Here is a 20,030-nt window from a genome sequence, read left to right as displayed (position 1 = left end):
GACGCTCCGCGTCGCCTCCCTCCTCCGCCTTGCGATCGCACGCACCAGGCCCCGCTCCCTGATCCGGCCTGATCCAAACGACAAGCCCTAGCCGAGGTCTGTCACGCCCGCGGCAGGCCGCTGATCGTCGACGAGGCGTGGGGCGCCCACCTGCCGTTCCACCCCGACCTGCCCACGTGGGCCATGGACGCGGGCGCCGACGTCTGTGTCACCAGCATCCACGGCTGGCGCCGGCAGATGCGGCTGCACGGCCGGGGGCTGCTCGGCGACGCCCTCGTCCTCGCGGCGCAGGCACGGCAGGACTATCGACGCGGTCGAGGGCCTGCACGTGTACGGCCCCGACGACCTCACGGGCCCCGGACTCGCGTACGACCTCGACCCGCTGCCCGTCCTCATCGACGTCGCCGACCTCGACACCAGCGGCTACCGCGTCGCCGACTGGCTGCGCTCCCACCGGGCCCTCGACGTGCACATCGCCGACCACCGAAGGATCGGCGCCCAGCTCACCTTCGCCGACTCCCCGGCGACGCTCGCCGCGCTCCTCGACGGCCTGCGCGACGTCGCGGAGCATCGCGCCGAACTGCGCGGCGCGCCGGCCGTCGCGGTGCCGAAGCCCTCCGAGCTCCGCTTGGAACAGGCCATGTTGCCGCGCGACGCGTACTTCGGGGCGATCGAGGAGGTCCCGCTGGAGCGCGCCGCGGGCCGCGTGGCCGCCGAGATGACCACCCCGTACCCGCCGGGCATCCCGACGGTGCTGCCGGGGGAGCGGCTCACCGAGCCGGTGCTCGGCCATCTGCGTACCGGCATCGAGGCCGGCATGAACGTGCCGGACCCGGCCGACCCCTCGCTCAGGACGATCCGGGTGGTGGCACGGGACGCGCGGCGTCCTGCTTGACGGGGTCCCGCTTGAACGCCCACGCCATCTCCGGCTCCATCGCCCAGTGGAACAGCCAGCGCACGGGCCGGGTGCACAGCGCGGTGATGACCGCCGCCGCGATCACGGTGACGGTGACCTCGCCGAGCGGGGTGTGCACCCAGTCGTGGTCGTACCAGCCCCAGTAGCGGGAGCCCTTCGCCAGGAAGCCGTGCAGCAGATAGCCGTACAGGGTGCCCGCGCCGAGCGCCGTGCACCACAGCCTGCGCCCGGGCACCCACGCGAAGAAGCAGGCCATCAGGATCACCGAGCAGCCGAACAGGGCGAGCGTCATCACCACGCCCGTCCAGCCCGGCGCGCCCAGTTCTTGCGCGCTGTCGCGGCGGTAGAACCAGGCGGCGGTCATCCGCGGCGAGGCCCAGTACGCGACGAGCAGCGCGCTCGCGAACACCGGCAGGGCGAGAAGGCGGGCCTTGCGGTGCCGCACCAGCTCGAAGTGCTCCGGGCGCAGGCACAGCCCGAGCACGAAGAACGGCAGGAACTGCAGCACCCGCTGGAGGTCCAGGTCGTCGCCGATGTCGGGGGAGACGGCGGCGAGCACGGCGACCGCGAGGGCCAGCGGCAGCGGCGCCCGCACGACCTTCCAGAGCGGGGTGGTGATGCGCCAGATGAACAGCGCGATCAGGAACCAGGTCAGATACCAGGGGTCGAGCAGCGTGATCGGGTAGTCCGGGTCGTCGCCCACCGTCCGCTTGAAGAATGTGTACGCCACCTCGAAGATCACGTACGGCACCAGCACGCCCGTGACCAGGCGTTTCATCCGCCGGGGGCTCGCGTCGAACGATCGCGAGAAGTATCCCGAGATGACGATGAACGCGGGCATGTGGAAGGTGTAGACGGTGAAGTACAGCGCGGAGGCGGCGCGGCTGTCCCCGCGCAGCGGCTCCCAGGCGTGCCCGAGCGCGACGAGGACGATGGCCAGGTACTTGGCGTTGTCGAAGTACGCGTCACGGCCGTCCGCCTTCATGCGGTCTCCGTCCCGGTCGGTGAGCCTCCCGGTCACGCTTCCCGTACCTGCGCGCTCGCGCAAGTGAAAGGGCTACACAGCGTGCGTCTAGACGGGGAGCAACCGGCCCACCAGCGCGCTCAGCTGACGCGCGTTGCGGCATTCGTGCATGTCCACCACCTCCGCGTACGTGGCGGCCGCCGAGTCGCCCGTGTCCCACTGGGAGCGGGGTTCCGGGTTCAGCCAGTACGTGCGGCGGGAGGCGCGGGTGATGCGGCGCAGCGCGGGAAGGTTCGGGTTCTGCTGGTTGTTGCGGGCGTCGCCGAGGACCAGGACGGTGGTGCGCGGGCCCACCGCGGACTCGTAGCGCTCCACGAACTCGCCGAGCGCCGTGCCGTAGTCGCTGCTGCCGTGCCAGCCGGTCAGCGTGGCCTCGGCCGAGATACGGGCGCCGAGGCCCTCCGCGTCCGCGGCGCCGTGCGCGATGAGGTCGGTGACCTCGTCGGTCCGGTTGACGAAGGCGAAGACCCGGATCTTGCTGAACTGGTCGTGCAGGGCCTGGACCAGGAGCATCGTGAAGTTCGCGAAGCCTGCCACCGAGCCCGACACGTCGCACAGCAGGACCAGTTCGGGACGGGTCGGGCGGCGCTTGCGCAGCACGGGCCGCATGGGGACGCCGCCCGTCGACAGCGAGCCGCGCAGCGTGCGGCGCAGGTCGATGTGGCCGCGGGCCGCGCGCCGCCTGCGGGCCGCGAGGCGGGTGGCCAGCTTGCGGGCCAGGGGGTGGACCGTGCGGCGCAACTCGGCGAGCTGGGCCTTGTCCGCGTAGAGGAACACGGTCCGGTCGGGCGTCTGGACCGGCATCCGGCGGGCGAGCTCGTCGCGGTTGCGGGCCTCCGCGACCCGGCGCCGCGCCTCGCCGCGCACCCCTGCGCGGAAGTCCTCGATGCGGCGGCGGATCTCGTCCGCCTCGATGCGGTCGGTGAACGCCCCGGACTGGCCGCTGCCGCCCGCGCGGATCGCCGACATGACGGGGGCGAGGAGGGTCTGCGGGCGCAGCCGGTCGAGGGTCTGCTGGGACGACCAGCCGTTCGCGTCGTAGCCGCCGAGGGAGTCCACCGCCTCGGCCGCGAGCCGGGCCAGCGCGGCCCGGTCGTTCGCGACGAGGGCCTCGGTGAGGCGTTCGCGCAGGCTGTCCCGGTCGGTGGCGCCGCTCTGGCCCGGCGCGCCCACCGCGTGCGGGAAGTACACGTCGAAGACCGGGTCGAAGACCGCGCGCTGGCCCTGGTCGTGCAGGAGCGCGGACGCAAGACCCTCGCGCAGGTGGTCCCGGCTGTCCAGGCCGAGCGCCGCCACGGCCTGCGCGGCGTCCACGCTCTCGCCCGTGCCGATCCGGATGCCGTGCGCGCGCAGCGCCCGTACGAGCGAGGTGACGCGGTCCGCGACCGACAGGGCCGTGCTCACACCGCGTCCAGGTCGAGCTTGGCCGCCGCCGTGTTCACGTCCTCCTGATGCTTGAGGACGACGCCGAGGGACGCCCGTACGACCTCCTCGTCCAGGCGGTCCGCGCCGAGCGCCAGCAGGGTGCGCGCCCAGTCCACCGTCTCCGCGACCGATGGCACCTTGCGCAGGTCCATCGCGCGCAGCGCGCCCACGACCCGGACGAGGGACTCGGCGAGCACCGCGTCGAGCTCGGGCACCTTCAGGGCGACGATGCGGCGCTCCAACTCCTCCTCGGGGAAGCCGATGTGGAGGAAGAGGCAGCGGCGGCGCAGCGCCTCCGACAGCTCACGGCTCGCGTTGGAGGTGAGGACCACGAAGGGGCGCCGGGTGGCGGCGATGGTGCCCAGCTCCGGGACGGTCACCTGGAAGTCGGAGAGCACTTCGAGGAGCAGCCCTTCGACCTCCACGTCCGCCTTGTCCATCTCGTCGATGAGCAGGACCTTCGCGTCGTCCCCGCGGATCGACTCAAGGAGCGGACGCGTCAGGAGGAACTCCTCGCTGAAGATGTCCGTGCGGGTCTGGTCCCAGGTCTCGTCGCGGCCCGCCGTGATGCGCAGCAGCTGCTTGGCGTGGTTCCACTCGTACAGGGCGCGGCTCTCGTCCACGCCCTCGTAGCACTGGAGGCGCATCAGGCGGGCTTCGCCGATCGCCGCGACCGCCTTCGCCAGTTCCGTCTTGCCGACGCCCGCCGGGCCCTCGACGAGCAGCGGCTTGCCGAGCTTGGCGGCGAGGAAGACGGTGGTCGCCACGGCGGGCGAGGCCAGATAGCCGGTCTCGGCCAGGCGCGTGGTGACTTCGTCCACGGAAGCGAACAACGGGGCCTCCTGCTCGGTGCGTAGTAGGGCTCCAGGTGATCAGCCGGAGGCCCCGTCCACAATGGGCCCGCACCGTTCATGGCGAACGTCACGTCCTGAGTCCTGTAACGAGACCGGCTCCGCGGCTCGTCCGTATCCTTTCGGTCATGAGGCGCACTTCCTTTGCCGACTGGCCCTGCTCCATCGCGCGCACCATGGACCTCCTGGGGGACTGGTGGACGCCGCTCGTGCTGCGCGAGGCGTTCTACGGCATCACCCGCTTCGACGTGTTCCAGCAGGAGCTCGGCATCGCCCGGACGACCCTGGCCGAGCGGCTGCGCCGGCTCGTCGAGGCGGGGCTGATGGAGAGGCGCGCCTACGACACCGCGCCCGTGCGGCACGACTACGTGCTGACCGAGAAGGGCCGCGACTTCTTCGGCGTCCTGGCCGCCATGAACGCCTGGGGCAACCGCTGGCTGTCCGGCGAGGAGGGCGCGCCCGTCGTCTTCGAGCACGACCGGTGCGGCCACGAGAGCGAGGCCGCCGTCGTCTGCGCGCATTGCGGCGAGCCGATGACCGCGGACGACACCCATGCGCGGATGGGCCCCGGCTACCCGGACAAGCTCGCGCGGCGCCCGGACATCGCGGCGCGCTTTACCCGCTGAACCGATCCCATCGGTGGCCGGTTCGCTCTTGACGTGGTGAGTCCATCTACGAAACTCTCGTGGTCACAGGCTGTTCTACGGAGAGGTGGAGCACGATGGAATGGACCGGCGCACGCTACGCGGACACGCCGACCGTCGAGGCGTCACGCACGATCGCGGCGCCTCCGGGCCGGGTGTGGGAGCTGATCAGTGATGTCGGCCTGACGCCCCGGTTCAGCGCCGAACTCCAGTCGGCGCGGTGGCTGGGCGAGGAGCGCGGCGTCGGCGCCCGCTTCCTGGGGTGCAGCAGGCACGAGGCGTTCGGCGAGTGGGAGACCACGTCGTACGTCGTGGAGTGCGAGCCGGGCCGCGTCTTCGCGTGGGCCGTGGGCGATCCCGAACGGCCCAGCGCCGTATGGCGGTTCAGCATGACGGCGAGGGAGGACGGGGGTACGGAGCTGACGCAGTGGGCCCAGATGGGCCCCGGCCGCTCCGGCCTCTCGTACGCCATCGACCGGATGCCGGAGAAGGAACAGAAGATCGTCTTCGGACGGCTGCGGGAATGGGAGCGGGGCATGGAGGCGACGCTGGACGGCCTGAAGTCCCTTGCGGAGGAAGGGGACGGGGCCTGATGCGCACATCGACCACCATCGAGGCGTCCGGCGGGAACTGGCGGGAGACCGTCGACTTCGTGACCGAGGCCGAGAAGCTGGGCCTGGACATCTGCTGGGTCGCCGAGGCGTGGGGCTCCGAAGCGCCGTCGCCGCTGGGGTACTTGGCGGCGCGCACGGAGCGGATGCTGCTCGGTTCCGGCATCATCCAGCTCGCCACCCGGACGCCGACCGCCATCGCGCGCGCCGCGATCACCCTGTCGAACATCTCCGAGGGCCGTTTCCTGCTGGGGCTCGGGCCGTCCGGGCCGCAGGTGATCGAGGGGCTGCACGGGGCGCCGTTCGCGCGTCCGCTGGGGCGGATGCGGGAAACGGTCGAGATCGTGCGGATGGCGGCGACCGGCGAGAAGATCGCGTACGAGGGGCGGGAGTTCACGCTGCCGATGCCCGGCGGGGACGCGAGGCCGATGCGGCTCTCGATGCGGGCGGAGCACGAACTGCCCATCTATCTGGCCACGTTGTCGCCGAAGATGCTGCGGCTCACCGGTGAGGTCGCCGACGGCTGGCTCGGGACGAGCTTCGTGCCCGAGGGGGCGAAGGAGGCGTACTTCGACCATCTGGACGCGGGGCTCGCGGCGTCCGGCAGGACGCGGGCCGACCTCGACATCTGTCAGGGGGCCGAGGTGAACTTCGTGGAGGACGAGGAGGAGCTGGCCGAGGTGGTGGGCGGCCGCAAGAAGGAACTCGCGTTCAGCCTCGGTGGGATGGGCTCCGCCTCGACCAACTTCTACAACCAGGCGTACAGCAGGCAGGGTTGGGCGCACGTCGCCGCGGAGGTCCGCGAATGCTGGCAGTCCGGCGACCGCGAGGGGGCGGCGGCCCTGGTCACCGACGACATGGTTCTCGCGACGACGCTCATCGGCACAGAGGCGATGGTCCGCGACCGGTTGGCCGTGTGGCGGGCGTCGGGCGTGAACACGGTCCGCTTGTACCCGGCGGGGGACACGGTGGCCGCGCGCCTTGCGACCCTGGGCCGAGCGATCGAGCTGGTCCGTGGGGCGGGGTGACGCCCTCTTTACGGTTGCGCGGCACCGGGAGCCGCCTTGCCCGCCCTGCCGCCCAAGGCGGCAGATTGCCCAAGGCGGGGCGGCGTCCGCCGTGGCGGCGGCAGGTTGCCGACCGCGGGTGCGGCAACACCCTGTGGGTGGGTGGGAGATGGGCGGGGGCACGGGCCCGTAGCGCAGGTACCGGTATTTCAAGCCCCTGCGGCGATTGAGCAGCGGGGTGCGGGGCAGAGCCCCCGATCTTGTCAAGCCCCGCCGGCGATTGAGGCGCGGGGGCCGGGGTGGAGCCCCGTGGCGTAGGGGCGGTCGGGCGCAACGTGGAGCGCCGGGTGGCCGGACGCGGACCACCCCGGATCCCCCTCGATCCGCCGCAGCAAAATACCCTCCCGGATCGCCCAGGGGCACACCGTCAACTCGCGGATGCCCATGAGCTTCATCGCCGTATGCCCGACCAACGCCCCCGCGAGCGACTGCGACGCCCGAGGCGCGGAAATACCCGGCAACTCGGCCCGCCGCTCGGCGGGCAACGCCGCCAGCTCGGCCACCGCGAGCCCCAACGCGCCCCGGCTCAACTGCCGCGGCACAAACGGCCCATGCCGCCCCGGAGGGGCCCCGCACAGGCGCGCCAACTGCGTGAACGTACGCGACGTGGCGGCAGCCGTGAGCGGCCCCTCCCAGCGGATCCGCGCCGCGACGTCCCTGAGCTGGTGCCGCACATGCCGCCGCAGCGACTTCATCTCCCGCTCCGACGGCACCGCCCCGTCGTCCGGCAGATGCTCACGCGTGAGCCGCCTCGCCCCCAGCGGCAGCGAGATCGCGAACTCGGGCAGCCGGCCGCGCCCGAAGGCGACCTCCAGCGAGCCGCCGCCGATGTCGAGGACGCCGAGCGGCCCGGCCCGCCACCCCATCCAGCGCCGCGCCGCGAGGAATGTCAGCTCGGCCTCCACCTCGCCGGGCAGCACCCGGGGCCGCACCCCGGTGCCCGCCTCGACGGCGTCGAGCACCTCGTCCCGGTTCGGCGCGTCCCTGACGATGGCCGTGGCGAGGACGAACGGCTCGTCGCTGCCCCAGCGTTCGGCCTCCGTGACCGCCGCCCGCACGGCGTCAACCAGGCGCTCGACGGCCACGGGGCCGAGTCTGCGGTCGCCGTCGACCAGCTCCGACAGCCGTAACCGCCGCTTCGCCGTGTGCACCGGCAGCGGCGCTCCGTCGCGCGCGTCCGCGATCGCGAGGCGCACGGTGTTCGAACCGACATCCACCACACTGATACGCATGATCGACGGAGTACCCCTCTCTTCGTGCATCAATGCGCGGGCCGCCTCCGCTGTATCCGCCTACGCGTCCAGCGCGGAAATGATCCAACTCCGCGAGTCCGCCGGGTCGATGACCGCGTCGATCTCGAGGGCCGCCGCCGCGTTCACCGCCTTGCCGTGCTCGTACAGCTCCGCGACCCGCGCCTCGAAGGCCCGCTCGCGCTCGGCGGGATCGGCGATGGCCTCCAGCTCGCGGCGGTAGCCGAGCCGCACCGCGCCCTCCAGGCCCATGCCGCCGAACTCGCCGCTCGGCCAGGCCGCCGTGCCGAGCGGCGCCCGCGTGGAACCGCCCATCATGGCCATCGCCCCGAGCCCGTACGCCTTGCGCAGCACGACGCAGACCAGCGGCACGGTGAGCCGGGCGCCCGCGACGAACAGATCCGCGAACTGCCGCACAGTGGCGGTGCGTTCGGACTCCGGTCCCACCATGAAGCCCGGTGTGTCGCACAGCGAGAGGACCGGGAGGCCGAACGACTCGCACAGCCGCAGGAACCGTGCCGCCTTGTCCGCGGCGTCCCGGTCGACGGCGCCGCCGAGGTGCGCCGGGTTGTTCGCGACCAGCCCCATCGGGCGGCCCTCGATCCGCACCAGCGCCGTGACGACGCCCGCTCCGAAGCCGCGGCGCAGTTCGAGTACCGAGTCCGTGTCGGCGAGTCCCTCGATCGCGGCGCGGATGTCGTAGGCGCGGCGCCGGTTCTCGGGGACCGCGTGGCGCAGGCGCCGCGGGTCGGGCGCCTCCCAACTCGCCTGCGGACCCTGGAAGTACGACAGGTAGGCGCGGGCCGCGCGGACCGCATCCGCCTCGTCGGCGACCGGCAGGTCCACGACCCCGTTCGGCACCTGCACGGACAGCGGGCCGATGTCCTCGGGGCGGTGCACGCCGAGGCCGCCGCCCTCGATCATCGCGGGGCCGCCCATGCCGATGTTCGCCTCGGGCGTCGCGATGATGACGTCGCAGCTGCCGAGCAGCGCCGCGTTCCCCGCGAAGCAGCGGCCGGACGCGATGCCGACGAGCGGCACCCTGCCGTTGAGCCGCGCCATTTGATGGAACGTCATGACGTCGAGGCCCGCGATCGAAGAGGTGTCGGTGTCGCCGGGGCGGCCGCCGCCGCCCTCTGCGAACAGCACGACGGGCAGTCCGCGTTCCTCGGCCAGGTGCAGCATCCGGTCGGTCTTGCGGTGGTTGTTGTGGCCCTGGGTGCCGGCGAGCACCGTGTAGTCGTACGACATGGCGACCACGGGCGCGCCGCCGATCCTGCCGGTGCCGGTGACCATGCCGTCGGCGGGCGTCGAGCGGATCAGGTCGTCCAGCTCGCGGCGGCGGCGCTGCGCGGCCACGGCGAGCGCGCCGTACTCGGTGAACGTCCCCGGGTCGCACAGGTCCTCGATGTTCTCGCGGGCCGTGCGCAGCCCGGTCGCATGCCGCTTGGCGACCGCCTCGGGACGGTTCTCGTCGAGGCCGAAGGCGTGCCGCGCGACGACCTGCGCGAGATCGGGGCGCACCGCGTCGAGGTCGAGCTCCTCGGCCGCGTCCTCCTGGGCGCCGCCGCTCTCCGTCACGTCGAGGAGCACCAACTCGGCGCCCTCGGTGACCGTTTCGCCGATTCCCGCTCGCACCGCGCGGACGACCCCCGCGTGCTCGGCGCGCACCACGTGCTCCATCTTCATCGCTTCCAGGACGAGCAAGGTGGCGCCCGCGGCGACGAGTCGGCCGGCTTCGGCCTCGACGGTGACGACCGTTCCCGCCATGGGCGCGGTCACCGTGCCCGGTTCCGAGACACCTTCGGCCGCGGTGGCGTCGGGCGGGGCCAGCTCCGCCAGGTGCCGCTGGACGAACCCGGTGTCGAAGCCGCCCGCCGTGAACCCGGGATGGCCGAGCAGCCGGGCCAGGAAGGGGATGCCGGTCCGCACACCCTCCACCGTGAACTCGTCGAGCGCCCGCCGGGCCCGTGCGCACGCCGCCGCGAAGTCGCCGGCCGGAGCGTGCGCGACGACCTTGGCGAGGAGCGAGTCGTAGCGCGTCCCGATCTCGGTGCCGGTGCGGGCCGCGGTGTCGACGCGCACACCGGGGCCCGTCGGCACGTCGAGGCGCGCGAGCCGCCCCGCCGACGGGCGCACGTCCCCATCAGGACCCGTGACCTCCGCGTTCACCCGCAGCTGCACGGCGAAGCCGCGCGGGGCGGGGGGCTCCCCGGCGAGTCCGAGGTCGGCCAGGCCCTCGCCCGCCGCGATCCGCAGCTGCGCCGCGACCAGGTCGACGCCCGTGACCTCCTCCGTCACCGTGTGTTCCACCTGGAGGCGCGGGTTGGCCTCCATGAACACGAACTCCTTGTCCCTGACCAGGAATTCGACCGTGCCGACGCCCGCGTAACGGGCGGCGCCGGCCAGCCGCAGGGCGGCGTCGAGGAGCCGGCCGCGCACGCCCGCGTCGAGGCCGGGGGCCGGGGCGATCTCGACGAGCTTCTGGTGGCGGCGCTGCGCGCTGCAGTCCCGCTCCCACAGATGGCTCACCGCGGCGCCGTCGCCGACGACCTGCACCTCGATGTGCCGGGCGCCCTCCCACAGCCGCTCCACGTACAACTCGCTGCGGCCGAAGGACTGTTGGGCCTCGGAGGTGCATCGCTGCCACGCCTCGTCGAGCTCGGCCGCGTCCCGGACGACCCGCATCCCGCGCCCGCCGCCCCCGCCCACGGCCTTGACCATCACCGGGCCCTCCGCGAGAAACGCCCGCGCCTCCTCCACCGTGGTGTCACCCGCCGTGCCGGGCAGTACCGGCACCCCGGTCTCGACGGCCTGCGCACGGGCGCGCGCCTTGTCCCCGAACAGGTCGAGCACCTCGGGGGACGGGCCCACGAAGGTGACACCCGCGTCCGCGCACCGCCGGGCGAGCGCCGAGGACTCGCTCAGGAATCCGTACCCAGGGTGGAGGTACGTGCAGCTGGCCCGGCGCGCGGCCGCGACCAGCGCCTCGGCGTCCAGATAGCCGCCCGCCGCCAGCGGCACGGCCTCGTCCGCCAGGTGCAGATGCGCCTCGTCGCCCGGCTCGTGCACGGCCACCGTGCGCAGCCCGAGCTCGGTGGCGGCGCGCAGCACCCGGACGGCTATCTCCCCACGATTGGCGACGAGTACGGCGGCAGACCCCATGAACCCCTCCGGGAAGTCGAATTCGGATTCAGAACCGGATTCCGTCATGCTCATTGACACTGACGTCAACGTCAATACTCTGGCGCTGTGGCACGCAGTCAGCAGGCACACCAGGAATGGTCCGTCCGCACCGCCCGGGACCGGACCGACGCCCCGGCGCGCGGACGGCTGCTCGACGCGGCCGAGCAGGTCTTCGCGCGACTCGGCTACGGACCGGCGACCATCGCCGACATCACCGCGCGGGCCGAGGTGTCACGGGCCGGGTTCTACGTGTACTTCGCGTCCAAGGAAGAGGTCTTCCGGGTGCTCGCGGGACGCGTACGCGACGCGTTCCTCACGGCCCAGGACGTGCCCGGCGTGGACACCGACGACGTCGCGGCGGTGGCGCGCGCCTCCACCGCCGCGTTCATCGCCGCCTACGCGCGGCACCTGCCGCTGCTCGTCCTGCTCGAACAGCAGGCACGGGGCGACGCCGACGTGCGTGCCCTGTGGGAGGAGATCCGCGAGCGCCCGGTCCGGCGCGCCGCCCGCTATGTACGCCGGGTCGCGGCCGAGGGCCGGGCGCACCCGGTCGTCGACCCGCTCACGCTGTCCCGGGCCGTCGGCGGCATGAGCATCGAGTTCGCGCGGCTCGTCGCCGAACGCCCGGCCGTGTACGACCAGGCGGTAGCCGACGCGACCGCCATGTATCTGCACCTCCTCGGTATCGGAGCAGCACCACAGCAGTAGGGAGCCGCACGTTGTCCACTGGCACGTCACCCATCGACACGCAGACGCATCTGCACGACCTGCGCGCCCGTCAGGCCAAGTCCAGGGCGGGCCACCAGCCGTCCGAAACCCGCCACGAGGCCGGGGAGTTGACGCTCCCGGCGCATGTGGCCCGATGGGCGGACCTGAACCCGGACCGGCCCGCGATCGTCACGGCGGCCGAGACCCTCAGCTACCGGCAACTTGACGACCGGAGCGCCCGGTTGGCGGGCTGGATGGCCGAACAGGGGGTGCGGCCCGGCGACCGCGTCGGTGTCTTCCTGCCGAACGGCGCCCGCTTCGTCGTCGCGCTGCTCGCCGTGCTGCGCATCGGCGCGGTGCACGTACCGGTGAACCCGATGTTCCGCGCGGCCGAGCTGCGGCACGAACTGAACGACGCCGGACCGGAGTTGCTCGTCACCCGGGACGCGCTGCTGCCGGCCGTCGACGAGGTGCGCGACGACACCCCCGTACGCACCGTGCTCGCGGACGCCGACTGGCCGCAGGCCCTCGCCCACGACCGGCACGAACCCGTCGCCGACGACCTCGACGCGCTCGCCGCCCTCAACTACACCGGCGGCACCACCGGACTGCCCAAGGGCTGCGAGCACACCCAGCGGCACATGGTCTACACGGCCACCACCATCGACAACGGCCGCACCGCCACGGAGGAAGAGCGGGCGCGCGGCATCGTCTCGGTCTGCTACCTGCCCATCTTCTGGATCGCGGGCGAGAACCTCGGCATCCTCGCCCCGCTCGTCTCCGGCGGCACCAGTATCCTGCTCACCCGCTGGAACGCGGCCGAGGTCCTCGACGCCATCGAGACCCACGGCGCGACCACCATGGCCGGCACCGTCGAGAACTACCTCGAACTCCTCGACCACCCCGACTTCGCGCAGCGCGACCTGACGAGCCTGTCGACCCCGCTCACGGTCTCCTTCATCCGCAAGCTCACCCCGGCCCTGCGCGCCCGGTGGAAGGTGGCGGTCGGCGAGCACAGCGTGCTGCGCGAGGCCTCGTACGGCATGACCGAGACACACACCAGCGACACCAACACCCTCGGCTTCCAGGACGGTGACCGCGATCTGCTGAGCGACCCGGTGTTCTGCGGACTGCCGGTCCCCGGCACGGACTTCATGATCGTCGACTTCACGACCGGGGAGCCGCTGCCGCTGGGGGAGCGGGGCGAGATCGTGGTGCGCGGCCCGTCCGTGCTCACCCGGTACTGGCGCGCCCCCGAGGCGACCGCGAGCGCGCTGCGGGACGGCTGGCTGCACACCGGTGACATCGGCGCCCTCGACGAGGAGGGGTGTCTGCACTACCTGGGCCGCGACAAGGACATGATCAAGGTGAAGGGCATGAGTGTCTTCCCCACGGAGGTGGAGACACTGCTCGCCCAGCACCCCGACGTGCTCGCCGCGGCAGTCGTCGCGGTCGAGGACCCGGAGAGCGGTCAGCGTCCGTACGCGTTCGCCCGCACCGTCCCCGGTTCCGCGCTCACCGGGGACGAGCTGAAGGAGTGGGCGGCCGGGAACATGGCGACGTACAAGGTCCCGCACGTCGTCGAGATACTCGACGAGCTGCCGCTCACTCCCACCGGGAAGATCAGGAAGACGGAGCTGAGCGCTCGAGCCAATCGCACGCGGCCCGCGCTGTGAACTCCTCCTGACCGCCCTTGAACAGCAGGTCGGCCGTGGTGAACGCCGGGTCCTCCGCCTGCGCCGCGACATACGGCAGCGCGATGCAGCGCATGCCGGCCGCGTGCGCGGCGGCGGCCCCCGGCGCCGCGTCCTCCAGGACCACACAGTGCGAGGCCCGCGTGCCGAGCCGGTGCGCCGCCTCCAGGAACACGTCAGGGGCCGGCTTGCCGTGCTCCACCTCGTCCGCCGACACGTACAGCGGCAGCTGCGCCGCGAGCCCCGTGCCGGTCAGGATCGCGTCGATGGCCGCAGGCGACGAGCCCGACGCGACGATCATCGGCACACCCGCCGCGGCGAGGCGCTCGACGAACAGCCGCATCTGCGGGAACACATGGGTCTCGGCGCGCGCGAGTTCCAGATAGCGGGCGTTCATCTCCTCGAGCAGTTCGCCGTCCGGCGCGTCGATGCCGTACCGCCGCTTCCAGATGCCGATGGTCTCCAGCGTCGAGATCCCGACGTACGTCTCGTGGTCGGCCCACGTGAAGTCCGTGACGCCCTGGCGGGCCAGGGCGCCGAGGGAGGCCTTGAAGTAGTTCGGCTCGCTGTCGACGAGGGTGCCGTCGAGATCGAAGACGACCGCGGTGTCGCCGAAGTGGTACGAGGGGTGGTTCGCGTCGCTCATGTGACCCAGGATGCAGGACCGGGAACCCCGGATCATCCGCGCGGCTGCCCGGCCGCCTTCCCGATCGCCTCGACCAGCGGCAGCAGCCGGTGCGGGACGCGCTCGCGCAGCGCCACCTCGGTGCGGGTGCGGACCACGCCGGGCAACCGGTTGAGCTGCTGGATCACATCCTCCAGATGCTCGGCGTCGCGCGCCGCCACGCGGGCGAGGAGATCGCCGCCACCGGTGGTGGAGTACGCCTCGATGATCTCCGGCACTCCGGCCAGCTCGTCCCCGACGTCCCCCAGGTGGCCCTGCGTGGTCTCGATGTGCACGAAGGCGAGCACCGGGTGGCCGAGGGCCGCGGGGGAGAGCGAGGGCTGCACGCCCGTGATCACACCGTCCCGCTCCATCCGGTCGACCCGGGCCTGGAGCGTGCCGCGGGCGACCCCGAGGATCCGGGCGTACTCGCGCATGCTGGTGCGGGGCTGTTCCAGGAGGAGCCGCAGGATGCGGGTGTCGAGCTGGTCCACGGCCATGGCGTCGGACTCCTTCGGTGGCACGGCGCACAACGCCGCAGACTGTACCAATGGCTCAGTGTCCGACGCCTGTCGCACCGGGCGGCCCCGGTAGGCCCACGAACGCCCTGTCGTGGTGCACGAGCGGACCCGCCACCGCGGCCCGTTCCGCCCGCACCACGAGCCCGATGACCAGGGCGTGGTCGCCCACCGGGCGCATGCTGACCGGGATGAGGATGAAACGGGCCAGTACGCCGTCCAGGGCGGGCGGCCCAGCGGATCGCGGTGCCAGGGGGTGCGCGGCCCGAAGCGGGCGTGGCGCGGGCCCGCGAAGACCCGCGCCACCTCCTCCTGACCGGCGGAGAGGAGCTGCACGCCGAGCGACTGAAGCGCCAAGACAGCGACCATCTACCTGGCCGGACTCCACATCGCAGGCATCTTCCTGTGGTCCGCACGGTGATCCAAACGAGAGCCCCTAGTTGGGGAACGGCCTGGTGCAGGAGGAAGTGCGCGGCGCGTGGTCGTGCGGCGACCATTCGGTGTCGGGTTCCGGCGGTGCGAGCCGCAACGTTCTGCGGATCCCGGCGCGCAGCCGGAACCGCAACGCATTCTGCAGATCCGTGCATCCGGCTTGCACGGGAAAAAGAAAGCAGAGTTCGCTCGGCGAGCAAGGAGAAGAGATCGAAACGGGCGCGGCGCCTTCGGCCGGCCGCGCCACCCGTGATCAGCGGTGCGCTCTGCGTGCCATCCGTACCTCCCGCACGGCCCCCGTAGCAGCCCGGTGCACCCCGGGCTCAGTGCAGGATACGGAGCGGGGCGGCGCCGCGTTCAGCGAATCCGCGCGGCTATCGCCGCGCGATGACACCCGGCCCCGACGCCGTCGACCCCCGCACCACAAGCTCCGGCATGAACACGAACTCGGTGTGCGGCGCGGGAGTCCCGCCGATCTCCTCGAGCACCGTGCGGACCGCCGCCTGGCCCATCGCCTGTACCGGCTTGCGGATGGTCGTGAGCGGCGGGTCGGTGAACGCGATGAGCGGGGAGTCGTCGAACCCGACCACCGAAATGTCGTCCGGCACCTCGAGCCCCCGCTGCCGGGCCGCCCGGATCGCGCCGAGCGCCATCATGTCGCTTGCGCACACGATCGCCGTGCAGCCCCGGTCCATCAGGTCGCAGGCCGCGGCCTGTCCGCCCTCCAGTGTGTAGAGGGAGTGCTGGACGAGCTCGCGCTCGACGTCGTCCGACGCGAGGTCGAACCGGTCCCGCATCGCTCGCACGAACCCCTCGATCTTCCGCTGCACCGGCACGAACCGCTTCGGCCCGAGCGCCAGGCCGATCCGGGTATGGCCGAGGGAGCCGAGATGGGTGACCGCCAGTTGCATGGCCGCGCGGTCGTCCGGCGAGATGAACGGCGCCCGCACCTGCGGTGAGAAACCGTCCACGAGCACGAATGGCACGCCCTGCGCCCGCAGTTGCTCGTAGCGCCGCATGTCCGCGGTGGTGTCGGCGTGCAGGCCCGACACATAGATGATGCCGGTGACGCCCCGGTCGACGAGCATCTCCGTCAGCTCGTCCTCCGTCGAGCCGCCCGGGGTCTGCGTCGCGAGGACCGGTGTGTAGCCCTGACGGGTCAGGGCCTGGCCGATGACCTGGGCGAGCGCCGGGAAGATCGGGTTCTCCAGCTCGGGTGTGATCAGGCCGACGAGCCCCTCGCTGCGCCGGCGAAGGCGCACCGGACGCTCGTAGCCGAGCACGTCGAGCGCGGCGAGGACGGACTGCCGGGTGGCCGCCGCGACGCCCGGCTTGCTGTTGAGGACCCGGCTCACCGTCGCCTCGCTCACCCCCGCCTGCGCCGCGATGTCGGCGAGGCGCGCGGTCGCGGGCGCGGCATGGGCCGCCTTGCGGGCGGCCTGGGCGGGCAGCTGGGTCATCGCACTCCTTGTGGGGGCCAAGAGCTGGGGGAGTCGGGGCAGGAGCCCCGATGATCCCTGTGACGGCGCCCTGTGGCAAGAGCTTGCAGATCCTTGCAGCGCCACATAAGCCCATGTAGTAGGCCATAACAGCCCACCGTGAGCGGCAACTTGGAGGTCACGAACCCGTAACCTCCGCCCGTCTCTGCAAATTTTTTCAGCAAGGTCTTTCCTCGGGCTTGCGGCGCTGTTACGTTCACGTCGCCCAGTCGGGCCCAACCCTCTAGGAGTTCTCATGCGGCGTGGCATAGCGGCCACCGCGGTGGTGGCGTCCCTCGCACTCGCGGCGACGGCCTGCGGCGGAAGTGACGACAGCGGCGACAAGGCGGCGGGCCCGGTCACCATCACCTGGTGGGACACGTCGAACGCCACCAACGAGGCGCCCACGTACAAGGCGTTGGCCGCGGACTTCACCAAGGCCAACCCGGACATCAAGGTCAAGTACGTCAACGTGCCCTTCGACCAGGCGCAGAACAAGTTCGACACGGCGGCCGGCGCGAGCGGCGCCCCCGACGTGCTGCGCGCCGAGGTCGGCTGGACGCCGGCCTTCGCCAAGAAGAGCTACCTGCTGCCGCTCGACGGCACCGAGGCACTCGCCGACAAGGACAAGTTCCAGGCGTCCCTCATCAAGCAGGCCCGGTTCGAGGGCAAGACGTACGGCGTCCCGCTGGTCACCGACACCCTCGCCTTCGTCTACAACAAGGCCCTCTTCAAGAAGGCGGGCATCACCGAGGCGCCCACCACCTGGGACCAGCTGAAGAAGGACGCGGCCAAGGTCAAGGCCGAGACCGGGGCCGACGGCTTCTGGGGCTCCACGGCCGGCTACTACGCCCAGCCGTTCCTGTTCGGCGAGAACACCGACACCGTCGACGCCGCCGGTAAGAAGATCACCATCGGCTCCGCCGCTGCCAAGAAGGGCCTCACCGCCTGGAAGGGCCTGTTCGACGGCAAGGGCCTGCACAAGGCCGACGCCACGGCGGACGCGTACGCGCACATCCAGGACGCGTTCGTGAACGGCAAGGTCGCCTCGACCATCCAGGGCCCCTGGGAGATCACGAACTTCTACAAGGGCTCGGCGTTCAAGGACAAGAAGAACCTGGGCATCGCCACCGTCCCGGCCGGCTCCGGCGGCAAGCCGGGCGCCCCGACGGGCGGCCACAACCTGTCCGTGTACGCGGGCTCGGACAAGGCCCACCAGGAGGCCTCGCTCAAGTTCGTGAAGTGGATGACGTCGGCGAAGACACAGGAGCAGGTCGCCCTGAAGAACTCGACGCTGCCCACCCGCGAGGACGCGTACACCGACAAGGTCACCGCCGACCCCGGCATCGCCGGCTACCAGCAGGTCCTGAACGCCGCCCGGCCGCGCCCCGAACTGCCCGAGTACAGCTCGTTGTGGACGCCGATGGACCAGCAACTGCCGAAGGTCGCCACCGGCAAGGAGTCCCTCGACCAGGGCGTGAGCGGACTCGAGACCTCGTTCGCCAAGCTGCTGCCCGGCTTCTCCAAGTGACCCGGTAAGACCGCCGGTTCGCGCCCCGGAGGGGAGGGCGCGAACCGGCACAGCCCTGTCCGAGGGCTGGAACCGGCCCGATTCAGAAGGTGCTCCGCATGACCCTTGCCGTCGACCGCCCGGACGCGCAGAAGCCCGCGCCGCGACCGGGCCCGATCCGGCGCCTGAAGGACTCGTACCGCACGTACTGGTACGCGTACGCGATGATCGCTCCGGTCGTCGTCGTCCTCGGCGTCCTCGTCCTCTACCCCCTGGTGCGCGGCTTCTATCTGACGCTCACCGACGCCAACAGCCTCAACTCGGCCCGCACCATCGGCGTCAACCAGATCGAGGCCACCTACAAGTTCATCGGCCTCGACAACTACGCCGACATCCTGTGGGGCCCCTCAGCCTACGACCGCTTCTGGTCGCACTTCGTGTGGACCATCGTGTGGACGGCGGTCTGTGTCGCCCTGCACTACTGCATCGGGCTCGGCCTGGCGCTGCTCCTCAACGAAAAGCTGCGCGGACGCACCTTCTACCGGCTCCTGCTGATCCTGCCGTGGGCGGTCCCGACGTTCGTCACCGTCTTCGCCTGGCGCATCATGCTCGCCGACTCCGGCATCATCAACGTCGCCCTCGGCTCCCTGCACCTGCCGGAGCCGAGCTGGCTGGAGGACCCCTCCTTCCAGCGGATCGCCGCGATCCTCGTCAACACGTGGTGCGGTGTGCCGTTCATGATGATCTCGCTGCTCGGCGGCCTCCAGTCCATCGACGCGTCCCTGTACGAGGCCGCCGAGATGGACGGGGCCAACTCCTGGCAGCGCTTCCGGCACATCACGCTGCCGGGGCTCCGGTCGGTCAGTTCGACCGTCGTCCTGCTCGGCATCATCTGGACGTTCAACCAGTTCGCGATCATCTTCCTGCTCTTCGGGAACACGGCTCCGGACGCGCAGATCCTCGTGACCTGGGCCTACCGGCTCGGCTTCGGGCAGCAGCCGCGCGACTTCGCGCAGTCCGCCGCGTACGGCGTGCTCCTGTTGTCGATCCTCACCGTCTTCACGTCCTTCTACTACCGCTGGTTGAAGCGCAATGAGCAGCTCGCCGTCTGACGCCGCAGGAGCCACCATCATGACTACGACCACCGAGTCGAGGGTCCCCACGCAGCGTTCGGTCACCGGGACCGCCCCCGCCGACAGGCGCCGCGTGCGCGGGCGCGGCGAGCGCAGCCCGCTCGCGAAGGCCCTGATGCACGGCGTCCTCGCCGTGGCGGGCCTCATCGCGCTGTTCCCCGTCGTCTGGCTGATGTACCTGTCGCTCGGTCCCGACAAGGACGACTATCTGCACCCGGGCGACATCCTGAGCAAGGCGACCCTCGACAACTACGCGGACGTCCTTCAGCACACCCAGTTCTTCCACTGGGCCGCGTCGACGCTGATCGTGGCGCTCGGCACCACCCTGGTCGGCGTGCTGTTCGCGGCGACCACCGGCTACGCCGTCTCCCGCATGCGCTTCCCCGGCTACCGCACGCTGATGTGGGTGCTGCTGCTCACGCAGGCCTTCCCGATCGCCGTGCTGATCGTGCCGATCTACGAGATCTTCTCGGAACTCGGCCTGATCGACACCTACCAGGGCCTCATCCTCATCAACTGCACGACGATCGTGCCGTACTGCACCTGGCTCCTGAAGGGCTACTTCGACACCATCCCCGCCGAGATCGACGAGGCCGGCCGGATCGACGGGCTCAGCCCTATCGGCACGTTCTGGCGGCTCATCCTGCCGCTCGCGAAGCCGGGCATCGCGGTCGCCGCGTTCTACGCCTTCATCACGGCGTTCGCCGAGGTCGCCTTCGCCAACACGTTCATGCTCAGCGACACCAAGTACACCTTCGCGATCGGCCTGTCGAGCTTCGTCAGCGAACACGACGCGCAGTGGAACCTGATGGCCGCGACCGCGGTGTTGATCGCCATCCCGGTGACCGCTTTCTTCTACCTTGTCCAGAAGCACCTGGTCACCGGCCTGACCGCCGGCGGAACCAAGGGCTGAACCCGG

Annotated in this window: 17 protein-coding genes and 1 pseudogene; 9 read left to right on the top strand and 9 right to left on the bottom strand. The window is 71.5% G+C overall.

Going from position 1 to position 20,030, the window contains the following annotated elements; all coding sequences use genetic code 11:
- Window positions 1-84: 84 nt before the first annotated feature.
- Window positions 85-895 (top strand): annotated as a pseudogene (locus ACIA8D_RS38130) (ornithine decarboxylase); the annotation flags it as partial.
- Here ACIA8D_RS38130 and ACIA8D_RS38125 read toward each other — a convergent pair.
- Genes ACIA8D_RS38125 through ACIA8D_RS38115 form a run of 3 tightly spaced genes read right to left on the bottom strand, consistent with a single transcriptional unit; the run spans window position 849 to window position 4,198 of the window.
- Window positions 849-1,937 (bottom strand): acyltransferase family protein, encoded by a 1,089-nt coding sequence (locus ACIA8D_RS38125; RefSeq protein WP_399239420.1) that lies wholly within the window; start codon window positions 1,935-1,937, stop codon window positions 849-851. The pseudogene ACIA8D_RS38130 and the gene ACIA8D_RS38125 overlap by 47 nt on opposite strands.
- A 51-nt stretch (window positions 1,938-1,988) precedes the next feature.
- Complete coding sequence (locus ACIA8D_RS38120; protein ID WP_399239428.1) at window positions 1,989-3,332, bottom strand: VWA domain-containing protein; 1,344 nt, start codon at window positions 3,330-3,332, stop codon at window positions 1,989-1,991.
- Between the two features lie 8 nt (window positions 3,333-3,340).
- Complete coding sequence (locus ACIA8D_RS38115) at window positions 3,341-4,198, bottom strand: AAA family ATPase (protein WP_399239418.1); 858 nt, start codon at window positions 4,196-4,198, stop codon at window positions 3,341-3,343.
- A 146-nt stretch (window positions 4,199-4,344) separates the two neighbouring features.
- On the opposite strand from ACIA8D_RS38115, the gene ACIA8D_RS38110 reads away from it, so the two are divergent.
- The 3 genes from ACIA8D_RS38110 to ACIA8D_RS38100 all read left to right on the top strand — a co-directional run bounded on the left by ACIA8D_RS38110 (window position 4,345) and on the right by ACIA8D_RS38100 (window position 6,499).
- Complete coding sequence (locus ACIA8D_RS38110; RefSeq protein WP_399239416.1) at window positions 4,345-4,842, top strand: winged helix-turn-helix transcriptional regulator; 498 nt, start codon at window positions 4,345-4,347, stop codon at window positions 4,840-4,842.
- Between the two features lie 95 nt (window positions 4,843-4,937).
- Window positions 4,938-5,453, top strand: coding sequence for an SRPBCC family protein (locus tag ACIA8D_RS38105; protein WP_399239414.1), 516 nt, complete (start codon window positions 4,938-4,940; stop codon window positions 5,451-5,453).
- Window positions 5,453-6,499: an LLM class flavin-dependent oxidoreductase gene (locus tag ACIA8D_RS38100; RefSeq protein WP_399239412.1), complete on the top strand. Its 1,047-nt coding sequence runs from the start codon at window positions 5,453-5,455 to the stop codon at window positions 6,497-6,499. Before ACIA8D_RS38105 ends, ACIA8D_RS38100 begins: the two co-directional genes overlap by 1 nt.
- 242 nt (window positions 6,500-6,741) lie before the next feature.
- Here ACIA8D_RS38100 and ACIA8D_RS38095 read toward each other — a convergent pair whose 3' ends face one another.
- Together ACIA8D_RS38095 and ACIA8D_RS38090 are read right to left on the bottom strand one after the other, a co-directional pair.
- Window positions 6,742-7,770 (bottom strand): Ppx/GppA family phosphatase, encoded by a 1,029-nt coding sequence (locus ACIA8D_RS38095; RefSeq protein ID WP_399239410.1) that lies wholly within the window; start codon window positions 7,768-7,770, stop codon window positions 6,742-6,744.
- A 60-nt stretch (window positions 7,771-7,830) separates the two neighbouring features.
- Window positions 7,831-10,953, bottom strand: a complete 3,123-nt coding sequence (locus tag ACIA8D_RS38090; RefSeq protein WP_399239408.1) for a carboxyl transferase domain-containing protein — start codon at window positions 10,951-10,953, stop codon at window positions 7,831-7,833.
- 87 nt (window positions 10,954-11,040) lie between these two features.
- On the opposite strand from ACIA8D_RS38090, the gene ACIA8D_RS38085 reads away from it, so the two are divergent.
- Window positions 11,041-11,682: a TetR/AcrR family transcriptional regulator gene (locus ACIA8D_RS38085; protein WP_399239406.1), complete on the top strand. Its 642-nt coding sequence runs from the start codon at window positions 11,041-11,043 to the stop codon at window positions 11,680-11,682.
- Window positions 11,683-11,693: 11 nt separating this feature from the next.
- Complete coding sequence (locus ACIA8D_RS38080; RefSeq protein ID WP_399239404.1) at window positions 11,694-13,358, top strand: AMP-binding protein; 1,665 nt, start codon at window positions 11,694-11,696, stop codon at window positions 13,356-13,358.
- Here the strand turns inward: ACIA8D_RS38080 and ACIA8D_RS38075 are convergent.
- From ACIA8D_RS38075 to ACIA8D_RS38060, 4 genes are all read right to left on the bottom strand, one after another.
- Window positions 13,306-14,022 carry an HAD family hydrolase gene (locus ACIA8D_RS38075; RefSeq protein ID WP_399239402.1) on the bottom strand — a complete coding sequence of 239 codons (717 nt, stop codon included), beginning with the start codon at window positions 14,020-14,022 and terminating at the stop codon, window positions 13,306-13,308. The genes ACIA8D_RS38080 and ACIA8D_RS38075 overlap by 53 nt on opposite strands.
- A 32-nt stretch (window positions 14,023-14,054) precedes the next feature.
- Window positions 14,055-14,540: an Lrp/AsnC family transcriptional regulator gene (locus ACIA8D_RS38070; protein ID WP_385770358.1), complete on the bottom strand. Its 486-nt coding sequence runs from the start codon at window positions 14,538-14,540 to the stop codon at window positions 14,055-14,057.
- Between the two features lie 55 nt (window positions 14,541-14,595).
- Window positions 14,596-14,730: a hypothetical protein gene (locus ACIA8D_RS38065; protein WP_399239400.1), complete on the bottom strand. Its 135-nt coding sequence runs from the start codon at window positions 14,728-14,730 to the stop codon at window positions 14,596-14,598.
- 634 nt (window positions 14,731-15,364) lie between these two features.
- Window positions 15,365-16,450 carry a LacI family DNA-binding transcriptional regulator gene (locus tag ACIA8D_RS38060; protein ID WP_399239398.1) on the bottom strand — a complete coding sequence of 362 codons (1,086 nt, stop codon included), beginning with the start codon at window positions 16,448-16,450 and terminating at the stop codon, window positions 15,365-15,367.
- A gap of 274 nt (window positions 16,451-16,724) precedes the next feature.
- On the opposite strand from ACIA8D_RS38060, the gene ACIA8D_RS38055 reads away from it, so the two are divergent.
- The 3 genes from ACIA8D_RS38055 to ACIA8D_RS38045 all read left to right on the top strand — a co-directional run bounded on the left by ACIA8D_RS38055 (window position 16,725) and on the right by ACIA8D_RS38045 (window position 20,024).
- Window positions 16,725-17,999 (top strand): extracellular solute-binding protein, encoded by a 1,275-nt coding sequence (locus ACIA8D_RS38055; RefSeq protein WP_399239396.1) that lies wholly within the window; start codon window positions 16,725-16,727, stop codon window positions 17,997-17,999.
- 98 nt (window positions 18,000-18,097) lie between these two features.
- Complete coding sequence (locus ACIA8D_RS38050) at window positions 18,098-19,090, top strand: carbohydrate ABC transporter permease (protein WP_399239394.1); 993 nt, start codon at window positions 18,098-18,100, stop codon at window positions 19,088-19,090.
- A 19-nt stretch (window positions 19,091-19,109) separates the two neighbouring features.
- A complete protein-coding gene (locus ACIA8D_RS38045) occupies window positions 19,110-20,024 on the top strand; it encodes a sugar ABC transporter permease (protein WP_399239392.1) in 915 nt (304 codons plus the stop codon).
- Window positions 20,025-20,030: the final 6 nt, after the last annotated feature.

Source organism: Streptomyces sp. NPDC051684 (assembly GCF_044453445.1).
GTDB lineage: Bacteria > Actinomycetota > Actinomycetes > Streptomycetales > Streptomycetaceae > Streptomyces.
The sequence above is the reverse complement of the archived record's forward strand: the minus strand, read 5'-3'. Positions and strand labels throughout refer to the sequence as shown.